This is a genomic window from Micromonospora sp. RB23, assembly GCF_053585025.1.
The window spans coordinates 6,226,105-6,241,564 of sequence record NZ_CM132111.1 but is presented as its reverse complement, the minus strand read 5'-3'; the positions used below and the strand labels follow the sequence as shown (position 1 = coordinate 6,241,564).

Below are 15,460 nucleotides of genomic sequence, written 5' to 3'. Positions count from 1 at the left end.
TCACCAGGGAGGTTGTCATGCAGGCACGAGGCAAGGTGTACGTCGAGGGTTCGCGGCCGGATGTGCGGGTGCCGTTCGCGGAGGTGACGCTGACCGGTGACCATCCGCCGGTACGGCTCTACGACACGTCCGGCCCGGGGTCGGACCCTTCGGTGGGGTTGCCGGCACTGCGCGGCCCGTGGATCGCCGAGCGCGGTGACGTGGCCCCGGTGCGGGGCGCGGGGACGCCGCTGGCCGGTCTGGACGGTCGCCGACCCACGCAGCTCGCGTACGCGCGGGCCGGTGTGGTGACGCCGGAGATGGAGTTCGTGGCGATCCGGGAGAACGTCGACCCGGAGCTGGTGCGCGCCGAGATCGCCGCGGGCCGGGCGGTGCTGCCGTTGAACGTCAACCACCCGGAGTGCGAGCCGGCCATCATCGGCAAGGCGTTCCTGGTCAAGGTGAACGCCAACATCGGCACATCGGCGGTCAGCTCGTCGGTGGCCGAAGAGGTGGAGAAGCTGACCTGGGCGACCCGCTGGGGCGCGGACACGGTGATGGACCTGTCCACCGGCAAGCGGATCCACGAGACCCGCGAGGCGATCGTGCGTAACTCCCCGGTGCCGATCGGGACGGTGCCGATCTACCAGGCACTGGAGAAGGTCGGCGGGGACCCGGTGAAGTTGAGCTGGGAGGTGTTCCGGGACACCGTGATCGAGCAGGCCGAGCAGGGCGTGGACTACATGACGGTGCACGCCGGGGTGCTGCTGCCGTACGTGCCGCTGGCCGTGGACCGGGTCACCGGGATCGTGTCGCGCGGCGGCTCGATCATGGCGGCCTGGTGCCTGGCGCACCACGAGGAGAACTTCCTCTACACGAACTTCGCGGAGCTGTGCGCGATCCTCGCGCGTTACGACGTGACGTTCTCGCTCGGTGACGGGCTGCGGCCCGGCTCGATCGCGGACGCCAACGACGAGGCGCAGTTCGCCGAGCTGCGTACCCTCGGTGAGCTGACGAGCGTCGCCTGGGAGCACGACGTCCAGGTGATGATCGAGGGCCCGGGTCACGTGCCCATGCACAAGATCAAGGAGAACGTGGACCTCCAGCAGGAGTGGTGCCACGAAGCCCCGTTCTACACGCTCGGGCCGCTGACCACCGACATCGCCCCCGCGTACGACCACATCACCTCGGCTATCGGCGCGGCGATGATCGGCATGTTCGGGACCGCCATGCTCTGCTACGTCACCCCGAAGGAGCACCTCGGCCTGCCGGACCGCGACGACGTGAAGGCCGGCGTGATCGCGTACAAGATCGCCGCCCACGCCGCCGACCTGGCCAAGGGGCACCCGGGCGCGCAGGCGTGGGACGACGCGCTGTCGAAGGCGCGGTTCGAGTTCCGCTGGGAGGACCAGTTCAACCTCTCACTGGACCCGGAGACCGCGCGCTCGTACCACGACGCGACCCTGCCGGCCGAGCCCGCGAAGACCGCCCACTTCTGCTCGATGTGCGGCCCGAAGTTCTGCTCCATGAAGATCACCCAGGAGCTGAAGGAGTACGCGGCCCGCGGCATGAAGGACAAGTCGGAGGAGTTCGTCTCCGGCGGCGGCAAGGTCTACCTGCCGCTGGCCTGACCGGGCTGGCCAGAGCCGGCCAGGCATGATCGACTCGGGTTCGGTGACATCGGGGCATCGCGGGCGGCGGTACGCCCCGGATGCACGGAACCCGGGTCGATCAGTTCAGTCGCGGTGGTGCCGGCCGGTGGAGCGCAGCGAGCGACGGCGGCTCTCCTGCTCGGGCTCGTTGTCGGTGACCGGCTTGCCGAGGCCGGCGACCCAGTCCACGAACTCCTCGTCCTGCGCGGGCAGCGGCTCCGTTGTGTCGGGCGCGGTCCGGCTCTCCTCGTCGGTTCGCGCCCGGTTACGCCGGAACAGGCCGCCGAGCCGCCCCCGCCGCGAGGACTGCCGGGCGTCGTCCGTGGACGTCCCCGCGGCGTCGCCCTCCGGCGTGCCGGCGGTGCTGGGCGCGCCGACCTGCTCCGGCACGACCGGAGGGATCGACGGCGGCACGATGGACCTCGCCAGAGCGGCCAGCGCGCTGGCCGCCTCGGCCTGGCCGATCGTGCCACTGGCCGGCCCGGTCGTACTGGTGGGATCGGTCCTACCGGCGGCCGGGGCGGGCGGCCCGCCCTGCTCCGACGTCCCGGTGCTCGGGTCCGGTGTCCTGGTACGACGAGTGGTGTCGAAGGCGTCCCAGCTGGGCACCCGGCTCAGGTCGGGCAACGGTGGCCGGTGGCGCAAGCGGGGCGTCCAGTCGGTCGACTCCGGTGCGTCGACGGAGGCGTTCGCGGCGGAGGGCTCGGGATCGGTCGCCGCCGTGGGGTCCGAGGCGGTGGCCGCCCAGGTCGGTGCCGCCGGCGTCCACCGGTCGGCCCCCGCGGCCGCACCGAACAGCGAACTGCCCGGGCCGTCCTCGGTCACGGCCGGGTCGGTGCGGCCGGCACCGGAGGTCGGGGCCAGCGCGGCATCGTTTGCCTGGACGGGGGTGTCCGGGGTCGTGGCGGGTGGGCTTCCGGCACCGGCTGCGGCGGCCTCGGCCTGCGGGTCCGCCCCGCCGGTTCCGGCCGCTGCGGCGGGCTCGGGGTTCGGAGCCGTCTGGTCCGGCTCCGAAGCGTCCCGGTCGAGCGGCCGGGCGGCGTCGGCGCTGGTGGCGCCCTTGCCGGCGCGGGTAGCCCGCCGGGCGCGTACGCCGGTCGGGCCGGTCGTCCCGTCGGCGGCCGTCGGGCCGTCGGTGGTTGTCGTGTCGTCGGTGGTCGCGTCCGCCGAGGCGGCGGTCGGCACGGACTTCGGTTTGCGTGGACGGCGCGGCTTGGGCGCGGACACCTCGACCGTGCCGTTGCCGGCGGCGCTGTCCGTGCCCGTGCTCTCCGCGTCCGGCGTGACGGCCACGCCCGTGCCCGGGGTGACGGTCGGGTTGGTGGTCGGCGAGCCCGCGCCGCCGGAGACCGGGGTGCCGGTGTCGTCGGGGACCGCGGTGTCGGCGCTGCCCGTGGTGGGCCGGCCGGTGGAGGTGCTGGCCGCCGTACGGTCGCTGTCCGGCTCGTCCCGGCGGGTCGCGTCGCCGCCGGTCGGATGGTCGTCGCCCGCGTCGGGCGTCGGGCTGGCCCCGGCCGTCGCGTCCGGAGCGGACGCCGGGGCAGCGGACACCGGGACGGTGGGCATCGGCTCGACGGCACCGGCGGTCGCGTCCGCGCCGCGGCTGGACGGCTCCCGCCCGGCGGTGAACTCGCCGGTCGGGTCGGTCAGCCAGGAGTCGCGGGCCGGTGTGCGGTCGTGCCGCCCGCCGTCGGCCAACGGCTCCGGGGTCGCGGCGTCGCCTAGCGACAGGCCGGCATCCGTGCGCGGGCTGGGGTCGGCGGACCGGGCGGCCGCACCCCCGCGCGCCGCGTCGGCGGGGACCGGGCCGTGCTGGCCGCTCGCCGTGACCGACGGCCAGTCCCAGTGGGCGGGGACGGTGCGTACACCTGAGGTGTCGCCACCGGCACGCGGACCCGGAGCCGTCGCGGCCACCTGCCCGCCCGCGTGCTCGGGGTGGTCCTCGGCCGGGTCCGTCGACGTCGCCGGCTCGCCACCGGGCAGCGTCGGACCGGCGGGCAGCGGGCGCAGGATGTCGGTGGGCGCGACCGCCGCGGAATCGGCGGCGCGGACGCCGATGGGCCAGCGCAGCAGGGCGGCGGCCGCGGCCCCGAGCGCGCCGGCGAGGACGGCGATCAGCGCGCCGTAGTACGGGGTCGTCTGGTAGCGGTCGACGGCGTCGCCGGGGCCGGCGGTCAGGTACGCGAACGCCACCAGCACCGGACCGGCCACGCCGGTCGCCGCGCTGATCAGCGGGATCTGGCCGCGCCATCGGGCCAGTCCGGCGGTCGCCGCGCCCGCGAGCAGCGCCACCAGAGGCAGCACGAGCAGCGCCAGGCGCTGCGCGGCCGCGTCGTCGAGCCAGTTCGGTTCGAGTACGCCGAGTCGGACCGTGGGCAGCGGACCGGTCGTGCCGAGCGACGGCAGGACGGAGACCAGCGCCAGCAACCAGACCGTCCCGGCCACGGCCGCCATGTTCCAGCCCAGCTCCGGCCGGAGCAGCACGGCGATGGCCGCGCCCGCTCCGATGACCGCGCCGAGGATGGCGCAGATGCCGACCGCCCAGACCGGGTCCACCGAGATCAACTCGGCGGCTCGGGCGGGCTGCATGCAGAGCGGGGCGACGGCGGTCGCGCCGAGCGCGGCGGCACCCCCGATGGCCAGGTGCCGGCCGGTGCTGGCGGGCGGGGTGTCCCGGCGGGCCAGCCGGCCGGTCAGGACTGCGCCGGCCACGGCGGCGTTCGCGGCGAACCAGCCCACCCAGACGAGCTGGGCCGGCCACTGGTTGACCGTCGAGCCGGTGAAGGCGCCGGTGAGCCGGACGATGCCGAAGCCGTACGCGACGCCGAGTTGGCCGGCTCCGGCCAGCACGCTCACCCCGAGCGCCGTGAGCAGCAGTCTGCCCCAGGTCCGATAGGCCATGTCGGGCACGTTACGCACCTCGTACACCCGACCGCCACCGGCGCGCCGCGCGGCGCGCCGGGGCGTCCCCCGGCGGGTCTACTTGAGTTCGACCAGCCGGGCCAGGTATGTCGTGTCCCCGACATTGGTGAGCATGTGTACGGCGCCGGGATCCCGGTAGACGACCCCGCCGGTGGGCTCGTCGGCGTCGATCCGGGTCCCGTCGATCGTCTGCACGACGTTCTTCGCACCCTGAATCGCCACCACCAGGTAGGGGTGGTCGTGCCGGTGCAGGGGCTGGCGCTCACCCGGTTCGAGCCGGATGTGCCAGACCCGCACCCGGTCGTTCTCGTACACGATCTCCTGGCCCACGGGCCCGAGTTCGGTGCCGTCGATCACGTCGGTCATCGTCCACCGTCCAGTTGGGGAAGCACCTCGGCGGCGATCAGCTCGAGGTGGTCGAGGTCGTCGAGGTCGGTGAGGCGCAGGTGCACCCGGGTCGCGCCGATCTCGGCGAACTCGCCGATCCGCTGCACCAGCTCCGCCGGCGAGCCGACCACCGGGTCCTCCGGCGGCAGCGCGCTCTTCTCGTGCAGGGGCGCGGCCCGTCGGGCGGCCTCCGCGGCGGTGCGCCCGATGGCCACCACGATGCCGGCGGAGAGCACCAGCGGCGCCCGCCCGGTCTCGGCCCGGCCGGTACGGTCGCACGCCTCCCGTACGCGGTCGTACGCCCCGGCGGTCTCGGCCACGGACTTGAACGGCATGTTGAACTCGTCGGCGTACCGGGCTGCCAGCTCGGGGGTCCGCTTGGGGCCACGGCCGCCCACGATGATCGGCGGACCGGGCACCTGCGCCGGCTTGGGCAGCGCGGGCGCGTCCACCAGCCGGTAGTGGTCACCGGTGAAGCTGTACGTCTCGCCCATCGGCGTGGACCACAGCCCGGTGATCACCTCCAGCTGCTCGGCCAGCCGGTCGAAGCGCTCCCCGACGGCCGGGAACGGGATGCCGTACGACGTGTGCTCGCGCTGGTACCAGCCGGCGCCGATACCGAGGTCGACCCGTCCGCCGCTCATCTGGTCGACCTGTGCGACCAGCACGGCCAGCGGGCCGGGCAGGCGGAAGGTCGCCGACGTCACCAGGGTGCCCAGCCGGATCCGTTCGGTCTCCCGGGCCAGCGCGGCCAGGGTCAGCCAGGCGTCCGTCGGGCCGGGCAGGCCCGGGTCGTTACCCATCGACTGGTAGTGGTCGGCCCGCAGGAATCCCTCGAAGCCGCCGGCTTCGGCCAGTCGGGCGAACCGGAGCTGGGTGTCGTAGTCGGCACCCCGGTGCGGCTCGGTGAACACCGACACCCGCATGGTCATCGTCCCTCCGCGCCGGCCGTGGCCGGCTGGTCGCGTTCCATCAACAGTTCGTGCAGGTCGGCGCTGACCCGGGCGACGTCGGCGAGGTGGGCGTTGCGGCCCAGGGTGCGCGGACGGGGGATGGACACCTCGACCACCTTGCGGATCCGGCCGGGGCGAGGGCTCAGCACGATCACCCGGTCGGCGAGGAGCACCGCCTCGTCGATCGAGTGGGTGACGAAGACGATGGTGGGCTTGTTCTCCATGTGCACGCGCTGGAGTTCGCCGGAGAGTTCCTCGCGGGTGAGCGCGTCGAGCGCGGAGAACGGCTCGTCCATCAGCATCACCCGCGGTTCGCCGATCAGCGACCGGCACAGCGACACCCGCTGCTGCATGCCGCCGGAGAGCTCGTGCGGCAGTCGCTTCTCGAATCCGGCCAGGCCGGCCACGTCGAGCAGTTCGCGGGCCCGCTCGCGGTGCTTGGCGCGACTCCAGCCGAAGATCTCCACCGGCAGCAGGACGTTGTCCAGCACGCTGCGCCACGGCAGCAGCGCCGGCTTCTGGAACAGCATGGCGATGTCGCGGCGGGGCCGGGTGATCGGCGTACCGGCCACGGTGATCTCGCCGGAGGTCAACGGGAGCAGCCCGGCGATCAACCGCAGCAGGGTGGACTTGCCGCAGCCCGAGCGTCCGAGGATGGCGACGAACTCGCCCTCGGCGACGTCGAGGTCGATGCCGCGAAGGGCCTCGACCTGGCCGGACCGGCCTTCGAAGGTACGCGACACCCCGGACAGTCGGATCATCTGCGGCGGACCTCCGCTGAGTGGACGGTCAGGAATCCGACAAAGGCTAGCCGCCCTGTTGACATGACGCACCGTCCGGGGTCGTCGTCAGGTTGTTTCCGATCCGCAACCCGATACGCCTGGCGTCGCAACTGTGGGTTTCTCGTACGCTGTGCCCGCGAAGAGTCCCCTCACGATGGCGGTGCCCGGCTTGCCCCTCCAGCCGGCAGCGTCGCGACAACCCCTCCGGTGACCTGCGGTCCCGGTCGGAAAGGACATGGTGCTACTGATGAGAAGGCTGACCCGTACGGTCGCTACGGCCGCGCTGGCCACTGCCCTCGCCCTCGTCTCCGCCTGCAGCAGCGGGTCGGACTCGTCCGACGACGCCAAGGGCGGCAAAGACGGAGCGCTGGAGAAGGTGACCTACCTCACCTCCTTCGGCAACTTCGGCCGTGACTCCTACGCCTGGGTGGCGAAGGACAAGGGCTTCTTCAAGGAGGCCGGCTTCGACGTCGAGATCAAGGCCGGCCAGGGAACTGGCGGCGTGATCCAGACGGTCGTCGGCGGCCAGGCGGACTTCGGGCCGATCGACCTCACCGGTGGTCTGCTTCAGCTCGGCAACGGCCAGGCGAAGGACTTCACCGCCGTGGCCGCGATCCAGCAGCGCACGATGGCGGGCATCGCCACCGTCGAGGGCAAGAACATCAACTCGCCCAAGGACCTGGAGGGCAAGAAGCTCGCCGACACCCCCGGCTCCGTGGTGCGCAACCTGTTCCCGACGTACGCCCGGCTCGCCGGTGTGGACGCCAGCAAGGTGACCTGGGTCAACGGTGAGGCGCAGGCGCTGATCGGCACGCTGGCCTCCGGCTCGGTGGACGGCATCGGCCAGTTCGTCGTCGGCCAGCCGACGATCGAGGCGGTGTCCAAGAAGAAGGCCGTCATGCTGCCGTACAGCAACGTGATGCAGGACCTGTACGGCAACGTGCTGATCACCTCCAGCAAGATCGCCAAGGAGAAGCCCGAGATGGTGAAGCGGTTCACCGCGGCGCTGCTCAAGGGCCTCGAGTACAGCCTGGCCAACTCCAAGGAGGCCGGCGAGATCCTGAAGAAGAACGTCGACGCCGCCAACCCGGTGGCAGCCGCCGCCGAGCTGGACCTCATGGCCGCGTACGTGCGTTCCGGCAACTCCGGCACCGCGATCGGCACGCTGGACAGCGGCCGGGTGGCGAAGAGCATCGCGATCCTGCAGGGCGCGGGCGCGCTCAAGCAGAACATCACCCCCGAGCAGATCATCGACTTCAGCCTCGCGCCGAAGGCCTGATCGTCCGGTCGTCACCAGGGGGTACGTCCCGCCGGTCTCCGGTGGGGCGTACCCCCGTCGCTTGTCGGCCCCCGGGCCGGCGAATAGGAGGAGGACAAGATGACCGACGTCCGCTCAGCCGAGCCGGCGGTGACCGCGCCCCCACCCCCGGGCGCCGGCCGCCAGGCGCGTCGGGCGGGTCGGGGCGCCGGCCTGCGCGCGGGCACCGGGGCGACGCTGCTGCCCGCGGCCGGTCTCGTGGTCGCCCTGGCCGTGTGGTGGCTGGTGGCCCGGCTGGAGTTGATCCCGCCGGCCGCCCTGCCCCCGCCGGGAGGTGTGTTCAGCGCGTTCGTCGACAAGCCCGCCCAGATGTTGGAGCACACCTGGGCGACCCTGCTGGAGATCCTCATCGGCTTCGCCCTGTCGGCCGCCGCCGGTGTCCTGATCGGACTCTCCCTGGCCAGCTCCCGAGCGGTGGAGCGGATGTTCACCCCGCTGCTGGTCGCGGTGAACGCCGTGCCGAAGATCACCCTGGGCCCGCTGCTGGTGGTGGCGCTGGGCTGGGGTCAGAAGCCGATCCTGACCATGGTGTTCCTGCTCTGCTTCTTCCCCATCGTGCTGTCCACCGCGACGGGGTTGACCACCACGCCGGCCGACCTCGCCGAGCTGGTCCGGTCGTGGAACGCCTCCCGTTGGCAGGCGTTCCGCAAGGTGCGGTTCCCGGCGGCGCTGCCGCAGATCTTCGTGGGACTCAAGGTGGCCATGCCGCTGGCGGCGATCGGCGCCGTGATCGGCGAGTTCCAGGCCGGTGAAAAGGGCCTGGGTTACGTCATCCTCCAGTACGCCGGCGTCGGCGACTACGCGACCGCCTGGGCGGCGATCCTGCTGGTGGCGCTGGTCAGCATCCTGCTCTACTCCGCGCTCGTGCTCGTCGAGCGGATCGCGCTGCCCTGGGTACGGGAGACCACCAGCAGCCGCTGACGGAGATTGTCCAAGATTGGCGGGGACGGCGCGTGCAGGACGAGCCTGCCGGTGGCCCCGGCGCAGGCCGGCCGCAGCCAGTCACAACTTCGGTGATACTGCTGCCTCCCAAGCGCCGGAGGCAGCAGTATCACCGAAGTTGCGCGGATCTTGGCGGCCCAACGCTCGCCCGGGCCCCCTGGCGCCCAAGGGTTTGGCCCTACCGTGCCCGGCGCAGGGATCAAGCCTGACCGCCCGGAGCCGGGCGCGGTAGGCCACCACCCCCGACCCGAGCTATCCCGCCAACCGCCAGCGCCCGTTGCGCGCGACGAGCGTGGTGAGCGCCTGCGGCATGAGGCCGGAGTGGTTGTCGGGCGTCATGCGGATCGGGCCGGAGAGGCCGTCGATCTGGGACGTCTCCAACACGTCACGGATGCCGTCCCGGTCGATCTTCCCCGCCGCGCCGCCGGCCCGCAGTTCGGCGTCGGCGATCAGCTGGATCGCGTCGGCGGCGAAGGAGGAGGAGCCGTTGTAGCCGCCGTAGCGGGCCGTGTAGTCCTGGAACCACTGCCGCCGGGCCGCCTTCGCCGGCGTGGTGGCGATCACGTCGTCGATGACCATGGTCTGGGTGAAGACCATTGTGGCCTTCTCGGTGGCCCGGGCCGCCGCGCCGAGGAACAGGTCGCCGGCCGCTCCCGCGTCGAAGAAGAGCGACCCGCGGAAAGCGGCCTGCTGGGCGCTGGTCGCGGCGAGCGTGGCCTGCTCCGGCGGGGTCCAGACGACCAGCGCGTCGGGCTTGAGCTTGACGAGCTTGCCGATCTGCTGACCGACCTCGGTGTCGGTGGTCTTCACCGACTCCTCGCCGGCCACCTTGATGGTGGTCTTGCCCAGTTCGCGACGCAGCGCGAGCACGCCCTCGCGGCCGTAGTCGTCGTTGCTGGCGAGCAGAGCGACCTTGCGGACGTTCTTGCGGCGCAGTTCGGTGGTGAGCGCGGAGGCGCTGTCGGCCGCGTTCGGGCCCAGCTTGAACACGTAGCGCCGGTCGGCGACCGGGCTTGAGATCGCCCCGGAAGCGGCGAGCGCAATGGTGGGAATCCGCTTCTCGTTGATGACGCCGACCGCGCCGACCGCGCATTCGCTACAACCGCCCATGACGATCGCGCTGACCCGGGAATCGCTGCTGAAGTCGGCGATGTTGCGTAGTGACTCGGCGGCGTCGGAACGGTTGTCCTTCACCCTCAGGTCGATCTTCCGGCCGTTCAGTGCTCCGGAGGAGTTCAACTGGTCCCGCTTGAGTTCCAGCGCGCGCTGGTATGCCCGGCCCATTGGCGCGGCGGCTCCGGAGAGTTCGAGGTCGGCGGCGATCACGATCGGACTCGTGTCCTGCTCCGCCTCGCCGAACTGGCAGCCGGCGAGCGTGGTGGCCACGAGGGCCGATGCGAGCGCCGCGATGGTCGCGGAGCGGATGGGGCTCAACTCAGTCCTCCAGGTGCGGGCGCGGGCGCTGCCCGGTCACCGCCGCTAATCCGTCCTCAGTGGAGGACGGGATCTCCTCTGCCGTACGGTGTGTGCGCGAAGCCTGCAAAACCTTGCCAATGGCCGGCGCTGTGGTCAAGCGCGGACCCCGGTTGCATTTTCGGGACGGCCATCCCACATGCTGGGGTAACGCAATGTTTGCAAAACCTCACTTTGCATACACGCGTGACCACTCTGGAGTTACATGCCCTGTTCAGGGGCTTGCGGAAATGAAGGTATCAGTTGACCGGATCAAGGGCTCCGCGCCGTCCGACCGTTTCCTGCCTCACTGCGGCTTCCCAAACACGATCTTCTCTGATGAAATCGCGGCCGTGCCGCGCGTGGTCCCCTCCGCTCCCGGCACGGCTCGGCGAGCCAGGCGGGGAAGAAACGACGGAGGCGATGTCGTGAGCACCGGACCGACGACCCTGCCCGCGATCGGCGGCGATACCGGGCGTACGCGCCGGCGCCTGCCGAGGCTGCGGGACGCCCGGATCCGGTCCAAACTGGCGCTGATCCTGGTCGTTCCGGTCGCCGCGGTGATCGCGCTGGCCACCGTCCGACTCATCTCGGTGGGCGAGGGCGCCTTCGACGCCACCCGGGCCCGGGCGCTCACCGCGCTCTCCATCGACGTCAGTGCGCTGACCCAGGATCTCCAGGCCGAGCGGATGGCGGCGGCCGCCTACCTGGCCACTCCGCAGCAGCCGGCCGACGCGTACAACCTGCGGGTCCGTCAGACGCAGCAGCGGGTGGACGAGTACCGCGCCGAGCGCGGCCGGATCGGCGAGGTGCCGGCGGCGGTGCGGGACCGGCTGGCGGCGATCGACGACCACCTGGCCACCCTGGACGGCACCCGCCAGGAGGTGCTCGACCGTCGGCAGATGGCGGTCGCCGAGGCGGTCCTGCGCTACGGCGTCATCCTCACCGACCTGATCAGCTACGGCGACGGGCTGGCCCAGCTCCCCGGCGACGAGAGCCTGGCGGACAGCCGGCGCGCCGTCGCCGCGTTCGCCCGCGCCAAGGCGTCCGTCGCCGAGGAGGAGGCGGTCGCCTTCACCGCGCTGACCGCCGGCCAGCTCGACCCGGAGCAGTTCTCCTCCTTCGTGGCCACGCTGACCAGTCAGCAGGAGGCGCTAGTCTCCTTCTCGCTCGCCGCCGACCCCGTGCAGCGGGCCCTCGTCGACAGCACCGTCTCCGGTGACGCCGTCGGTCTCGCCGACCGGGTCGCCACCGACATCAGCCGCTCGGTCGGGCAGCGTGCGCTGGTCAGCGCGCAGGACGCCACCGCGGCCATCGGCGCCGTCAACGACCTGATGCGCTGGGCCGAGATCCAACTGCAGGACCGCCTGCTCGACCAGGCCGACGAGGCGCGCTCGGACGTCATCCGGCAGGCCGTGGTCGAGTCGATCCTGGTGCTGCTCACCCTGATCATCGCCGTGTCGCTGGCCGTGGTGCTGGCCCGGTCGCTCAACGACTCGCTGCGCCGTCTGCGCGAGGGCGCGCTCGCAGTGGCCAACCACGACCTGCCCGACGCCGTGCAGCGACTGCAGAACATGGGCAGCGTGGGTGACGGCGGCGTGGACGAGATCGTCCGCCAGGTCCGGGACCCGATCCAGCTCACCAACCGCGACGAGGTCGGCCAGGTGGCGTCGGCCTTCAACGTCGTCCACCGGGAGGCGGTGCGGGTCGCGGCCGAACAGGCCGCCCTGCGCACCAGCGTCTCGGCGATGTTCCTCAACCTGGCCCGCCGCAGTCAGACCCTGGTCGACCGGATGATCGGCGAGCTGGACGCGATCGAGCGCGGTGAGGAGGACCCGAAGCGGCTGGCCCAGCTCTTCGAGCTGGACCACCTGGCCACCCGGATGCGCCGCAACGACGAGAACCTGCTGGTCCTCGCGGGCGCCGACTCGGCCGTGCCGCGCCGCGACGACGCGCTCGTCGTGGACGTGCTGCGCGCCGCCCAGTCCGAGGTCGAGCTGTACAACCGCATCGAGTTCGGCACCGTCGACACCGACATCTCGGTGGCCGCGCACGCGGTCAACGACGTCGTACGCCTCGTCGCCGAACTGCTCGACAACGCCACCCGTTTCTCGCCGCCGAACACCACCGTCGTCGCCGACGGTCGCCGCATCCGCGACTACGTGCTGATCCAGATCGAGGACCGCGGACTCGGTCTCACCGACGAGCAGCTCGACTCGCTGAACCGCCGGCTGGCCGCCCCGCCGAGCGTGGACGTCGCCGCGTTCCGGCTCATGGGTCTGGCCGTGGTGAGCCGGCTCGCCTCCCGCTACGGCATCCGGGTGGAGCTGCGCCGCAACGTCGAGGGCGGCACGGTCGCCCAGGTGACGCTGCCCGCGGCCACCGTGATCCTGCCCAGCAGCCGCGGCCGTGACCAGGCGCTGCCCCGTCCGCGTCAGCCGATGGCCGTCGAGCAGACGCCGCTCACCCCGGTCGGCCACGCCGAGTCGTACGCCGGCGCGGCCACCTCGGCGGCGACGCTGCCGGACCAGTGGCGGAGCAACGCCCCGGCGCCCGCGCAGTGGCAGTCCCCGCTCGACACGCGGGACACCACCCCGGCCGTGCAGGCCGGCGGCTACACCGGGGCACGCCCGACGGCGCCGCCCGCCGCCGCACCGGCCGTTCCGGCGCCACCCGCGCGACCCACGTACGGCAACGGCAACGGCACGTCGGCGGGCAGCCCCACCGTGGCGTACCCGACCATCGACGCGCTGCCCCGGCGGGGCGCGACGGCCGACACCACGGCCGGACCGAGCGCGCCGGTGCTGCCGGTCGGACCGGTCGCCGGGCCGGGCGCGGTGGCCCCGCCGGCACCGCCCGCGACGCCGCTGCCGCCCGTGCAGCCCGCCGTGCCGGTCGCGCCGCCGACGCCGGCCGCGCCGGTCAGCACCCGGCCGGAGTTCCCCGCCGAGGCGCCGATCTTCCGGGAGATGGAGGCGGTCTGGTTCCGGTCGCACGGCGACGACGCCACCGCGATCTTCACCCGGCCGCAGTTCGACACGCCGCCCCCACCCGCCGACGCCGGCGCGCGCGCGGCCAACGGTGGCCCGTCGACCGCGCCGGCCCGACCGCCGCTGCCCACCCGCACCCCGGGCACTTCCGAGGGCGTCGGGGCGCAGAGCGTGGGAAGCATGGACGGATTCGGCAGCGCGAAGACCGGCGGTCGTGGCGCCTCCACGCCGGCGCCGCCACCGTCGTACGCCCCGCCCCAGGCAGCTCCGGCCGCTCCGGCGGCTCCCGTCGCGGCGCCCGCGCCGGCCGCCACGCCACCGGGCCCGGACCCGGACGCCTGGCGGACGGCGGCCGACGAGGGGTGGACGCTGGCCAGCCGGGCCGCCGAGCCGGCCGCCGCCGGCACCACCCGCTCGGGTCTGCCGAAGCGGGTGCCGCAGGCGCAGCTCGTGCCGGGCGGTATCGAACCCAAGGGTGGTCGGGACCGCAGCCGGCGGACCCCCGACGAAGTACGCGGCCTGTTGTCGGCCTACCACCGTGGCGTGCAGCGCGGTCGGTCGGCCGGTACGGACCTGAACAGCACCTCGACCAAGGAGAGCCGATGAACAGGCCAGCTGCCATGCAGGACATGGGTTGGCTGCTCACCAACTTCGCCGACAGCGTGGCCGGTATCGCCCACGTGGTGGCGGTGTCCGCCGACGGGCTGCTGCTCGCCTCCTCCCGGGACCTGCCGGGGGACCGGGCCGACCAGCTCGCCGCGATCACGTCCGGCGTGGTGAGCCTGACCGAGGGCGCGGCCCGGATGTTCAGCGCGGGCGGGGTGTTGCAGACCGTCATCGAGATGGACAGCGGTTACCTCTTCCTCATGTCGATCAGCGACGGCTCGTCGATGGCCGTGCTGGCCGCGCGGAGCTGCGACGTGGGCCAGGTGGGCTACGAGATGGCGCTGCTGGTGGAACGGGTGGGCGCCGCGCTGGTGCCGCTGCCCCGCGACGCGGTGCGTTCGTAGCGCCGCAGTCCGGCGCGCGGACCGCGCGCCGGAGCAGGGAGGGGAGGCGGCGTGCGCCGGCTCCGCGGGAGACGAGGAGGTGATCGGGGATGGACCAGCGACGCGTTGACCCGCGTGGCGCGTTGGTGCGTCCGTACGCGGTCACCCGTGGTCGTACCGAGCCCCGGCAGGACATCGCTCTCGAGGCGGTCCTCACCTCCTCTCCCACCCAGGTTGCCGAGTCCCGTTTCGCGGGGCACGACAAGCACCGCATCGCCACGGTCTGCGAGGGCCGTGCGCAGTCGCTGGCGGAGATCGCCGCGTACACCCGGATGCCGCTGGGCGTCGCCCGGGTGCTGGTCGCCGACATGGTGGCCGAGAGCCTGCTGACGTTACACACTGCTGCTCCCGCCGAGGGGTTCGAGGAGCGGATGGAACTGCTTGGAAGGGTGCTAAGTGGACTTCGCAGGCTATGACCCCGCTGGGGGGCGGCAGCCGAGCCGGGGAATCGTCTCCGCGAAGATCGTCGTCGCGGGCGGTTTCGGCGTCGGCAAGACGACCCTGGTCGGCTCGATCTCCGAGATCACGCCGCTGACGACCGAGGCGGTGATGACCGCGGCCGGCGTCGGCATCGACGATCCGTCCAAGGTGCCCGGCAAGGAGACCACCACGGTCGCCATGGACTTCGGCCGTATCACCATGGCCCAGGACCTGATCCTGTACCTGTTCGGTACGCCGGGTCAGACCCGCTTCTGGTTCATGTGGGACGAGATCATCCGAGGTGCGGTGGGCGCCGCCGTCCTGGTGGACACCCGCCGGATCACCGACGCGTTCGCTCCGCTGGACTACTTCGAGAACCGAAACCTGCCGTACGTGGTGGCGCTGAACAACTTCGACGGCGCTCCCCAGTACGAGCTGGAGGAGATCCGCGAGGCGCTGGCGATCTCGCCGCAGGTGCCGCTGGTCATGACCGACGCCCGGCAGCGGGATTCGGTCAAGCAGGTGCTGGTGACGGTGGTCGAGCACGCCATGCTCCGCCTCCAGGCCGAGCACGGTCGGGGCTTCCCCACGCCCGTCGGCTGACCCAGGCGGTC

At 72.5% G+C, this 15,460-nt stretch carries 12 protein-coding genes; 7 read left to right on the top strand and 5 right to left on the bottom strand.

Going from position 1 to position 15,460, the window contains the following annotated elements:
* Window positions 1-17 precede the first annotated feature (17 nt).
* Window positions 18-1,610 (top strand): phosphomethylpyrimidine synthase ThiC, encoded by a 1,593-nt coding sequence (gene thiC, locus ACTFTM_RS28410; protein WP_449563430.1) that lies wholly within the window; start codon window positions 18-20, stop codon window positions 1,608-1,610.
* 105 nt (window positions 1,611-1,715) lie between these two features.
* Here the strand turns inward: thiC and ACTFTM_RS28405 are convergent, their stop codons facing one another.
* The 4 genes from ACTFTM_RS28405 to ACTFTM_RS28390 all read right to left on the bottom strand — a co-directional run bounded on the left by ACTFTM_RS28405 (window position 1,716) and on the right by ACTFTM_RS28390 (window position 6,654).
* Entirely contained in the window at window positions 1,716-4,532 is a 2,817-nt protein-coding gene (locus tag ACTFTM_RS28405; protein WP_449563429.1) for a hypothetical protein, read from the bottom strand.
* A 78-nt stretch (window positions 4,533-4,610) separates the two neighbouring features.
* The gene (locus ACTFTM_RS28400; protein ID WP_266246239.1) at window positions 4,611-4,919 is read right to left on the bottom strand and encodes a cupin domain-containing protein; all 309 of its coding nucleotides are present in this window, start codon (window positions 4,917-4,919) and stop codon (window positions 4,611-4,613) included.
* Window positions 4,916-5,866 carry an LLM class F420-dependent oxidoreductase gene (locus ACTFTM_RS28395; protein ID WP_449566759.1) on the bottom strand — a complete coding sequence of 317 codons (951 nt, stop codon included), beginning with the start codon at window positions 5,864-5,866 and terminating at the stop codon, window positions 4,916-4,918. The genes ACTFTM_RS28400 and ACTFTM_RS28395 overlap by 4 nt, the downstream gene beginning before the upstream one ends.
* A 2-nt stretch (window positions 5,867-5,868) precedes the next feature.
* Window positions 5,869-6,654 (bottom strand): ABC transporter ATP-binding protein, encoded by a 786-nt coding sequence (locus ACTFTM_RS28390; protein ID WP_449563428.1) that lies wholly within the window; start codon window positions 6,652-6,654, stop codon window positions 5,869-5,871.
* A gap of 268 nt (window positions 6,655-6,922) precedes the next feature.
* Between ACTFTM_RS28390 and ACTFTM_RS28385 the strand changes: the two genes are divergently transcribed.
* Both ACTFTM_RS28385 and ACTFTM_RS28380 read left to right on the top strand, forming a co-directional pair.
* A complete protein-coding gene (locus ACTFTM_RS28385) occupies window positions 6,923-7,954 on the top strand; it encodes an ABC transporter substrate-binding protein (protein WP_355050735.1) in 1,032 nt (343 codons plus the stop codon).
* 99 nt (window positions 7,955-8,053) lie between these two features.
* The gene (locus ACTFTM_RS28380) at window positions 8,054-8,914 is read left to right on the top strand and encodes an ABC transporter permease (protein ID WP_449563427.1); all 861 of its coding nucleotides are present in this window, start codon (window positions 8,054-8,056) and stop codon (window positions 8,912-8,914) included.
* A gap of 273 nt (window positions 8,915-9,187) precedes the next feature.
* Here ACTFTM_RS28380 and ACTFTM_RS28375 read toward each other — a convergent pair whose 3' ends face one another.
* Window positions 9,188-10,369 (bottom strand): ABC transporter substrate-binding protein, encoded by a 1,182-nt coding sequence (locus ACTFTM_RS28375; protein WP_449563426.1) that lies wholly within the window; start codon window positions 10,367-10,369, stop codon window positions 9,188-9,190.
* A 446-nt stretch (window positions 10,370-10,815) separates the two neighbouring features.
* Here ACTFTM_RS28375 and ACTFTM_RS28370 point away from each other — a divergent pair, with 446 nt between their 5' ends.
* From ACTFTM_RS28370 to ACTFTM_RS28355, 4 genes are all read left to right on the top strand, one after another.
* Window positions 10,816-13,983, top strand: a complete 3,168-nt coding sequence (locus ACTFTM_RS28370) for a sensor histidine kinase (RefSeq protein WP_449563425.1) — start codon at window positions 10,816-10,818, stop codon at window positions 13,981-13,983.
* Window positions 13,980-14,387 carry a roadblock/LC7 domain-containing protein gene (locus ACTFTM_RS28365; RefSeq protein ID WP_007465177.1) on the top strand — a complete coding sequence of 136 codons (408 nt, stop codon included), beginning with the start codon at window positions 13,980-13,982 and terminating at the stop codon, window positions 14,385-14,387. The genes ACTFTM_RS28370 and ACTFTM_RS28365 overlap by 4 nt, the downstream gene beginning before the upstream one ends.
* Window positions 14,388-14,476: 89 nt before the next feature.
* Window positions 14,477-14,842, top strand: a complete 366-nt coding sequence (locus ACTFTM_RS28360) for a DUF742 domain-containing protein (RefSeq protein WP_282305307.1) — start codon at window positions 14,477-14,479, stop codon at window positions 14,840-14,842.
* Window positions 14,823-15,449, top strand: a complete 627-nt coding sequence (locus ACTFTM_RS28355) for a GTP-binding protein (RefSeq protein ID WP_355050731.1) — start codon at window positions 14,823-14,825, stop codon at window positions 15,447-15,449. Before ACTFTM_RS28360 ends, ACTFTM_RS28355 begins: the two co-directional genes overlap by 20 nt.
* Window positions 15,450-15,460 lie beyond the last annotated feature (11 nt).